1 protein-coding gene is annotated in these 1,680 nt (G+C 65.7%); it reads right to left on the minus strand.

What is annotated here, in order from left to right:
• Positions 1-168 precede the first annotated feature (168 nt).
• On the minus strand, positions 169-1,614 hold the full coding sequence (locus B6S44_RS24860; RefSeq protein WP_129159568.1) for an IS1182 family transposase: 1,446 nt from the start codon (positions 1,612-1,614) through the stop codon (positions 169-171).
• Between the last annotated feature and the right edge of the window lie 66 nt (positions 1,615-1,680).

The following is a 1,680-nucleotide window of genomic DNA, read 5'->3' on the forward strand; positions in this document are numbered from 1 at the left end:
GGGTCCTGGCCGTGTCAAAACGCCTTGGACCGAGAGGAGAGATGATCGACCGTGGCGGAGATGCCAGATTGGCCTGTTTCGCTGCTCCACTCGCTCGTCGTGACCTCTCCGACCGCGGGTGGCTCCTTTAGAGCGCCATTGGGCTCGAACGAGCTCGCGCCCGGGCCTTCAGGTGGCTCTGATGGCGGCGATCAAGCCGCGCTGGCCGGTGACGTTCATCACCCGGGTCAGGTTGTAGGCGAGCACGTGCAGGGCCATCTCGGCCGCGACGTTGGGCAAGCGCTTCATCAGGAAGTGGGCGGCGCCCATTCTGGCCTTGATCGTGCCGAAGGGATGCTCGACCGTCTCGCGTCGGACCCTCATTGCGTCGGGATTGGCATCGAGCCTCTTCTGGACCGCCTCGACCAGGTGCTCGTGCACCCATCGCGTGACGCGGCGTTCCTTCGAGGGCGTGCACTGCCGCTTGATCTGACAGCTGCCGCAGGCGGCCGTCGACCAGTAACGCCGCAGCTCCATGCCGTTCTCTACGTTGCTGTAGTGATAGGGAAGGATCGCCCCGGCCGGACAGCGATAGGCATCGTGCTCGGGCAGATAGGCGAAGTCCTGCTTCCCGAAGCGGCCGTCGGCCTTCGCGCCTGAGGTCTGCGGCTTGGGCAAGGTGACGGTGACGCCCGCCTCCACGCAGTCCTTGATCTGGTCGCTGTCGAAGTAGCCACGGTCGGCGATGACGTCGAGGCGTTCGGCGCCCAGCGTCTCCTTTGCTGCCCTGGCCATGGGCGCAAGCTGCGCACGGTCGTTGCCGATGTTGGTCACCTCGTGCGTGATGATCAGGTGGTGATCCGTCTCGACGGCGACCTGCACGTTGTAGCCGACGACACCGGAGCCGCGCCCGCTGGTCGCCATCGAGCGGGAGTCCGGATCGGTCAGGGAGATCTGCTGCTCTGGGCTCCGTCGCATCAGCCCATCGAGCGCGGCCAGCCGCCCCATCTCCTGCTTCAGCCGGGCGACCTTCTCCTTGAGCCTCGCCGTCTTGGTGGCGATCGCCTCGTCGGGCTCCTGCCGGTCGGCGCTGTCGAGTTGATGCAGGTAGCGTGCGATGCTCTCCTCGATCTGCGCGACGCGCCTCGCCATCTTGGCGTGGGTGAAGTTCCTGTCGCGGTTGTTCACCGCCTTGAACTTGCTCCCGTCGACAACGACGGTGCCGCCCGCGAGCAGGCCCATGTTCCGGCACAGAGCTACGAAGCGCGAGCAGACCTGGCGGATCGCCGCGCCATTCTCCTTCCGGAAGTCGGCGATCGTCTTGTGGTCGGGAACAAGCCGGCCGACGAGCCACATCAGCTCGACGTTGCGCCCGGCCTCGCGCTCCAGCCGCCGGCTCGACTGCACACGGTTGAGATAGCCGTAGATGTAGAGCTTCAGCAAAACTGCCGGGTGGTAGGAGGGCCGGCCCGTCGCCTTGGCGATCGCCCCGGCAAAGCCCAGCGCAGCCAGATCAAGCGCTTCGACGAAGGCCTCGATCACATGGGCTGGGTTGTCCTCATCGACCCAGTCGTCCAGGCACTCGGGCAGGAAACTCAGCTGCGAGCGGTCGGCTCCTTCAACGAAACGACCCATCCGATCCCCCCGCATCGCGGCAGGAAAACACTACCTGACTCGCGCGTTTTTACACAGCCAGGGTCG

It is taken from the genome of Allobosea sp. Tri-44 (assembly GCF_004123845.1).
Taxonomy (GTDB): Bacteria; Pseudomonadota; Alphaproteobacteria; order Rhizobiales; family Beijerinckiaceae; genus Allobosea.

Bases quoted from the DNA above. Each gene is read 5' to 3' on its own strand.
- B6S44_RS24860 (WP_129159568.1), bottom strand. From the start codon at position 1,614: ATGGGTCGTTTCGTTGAAGGAGCCGACCGCTCGCAGCTGAGTTTCCTG.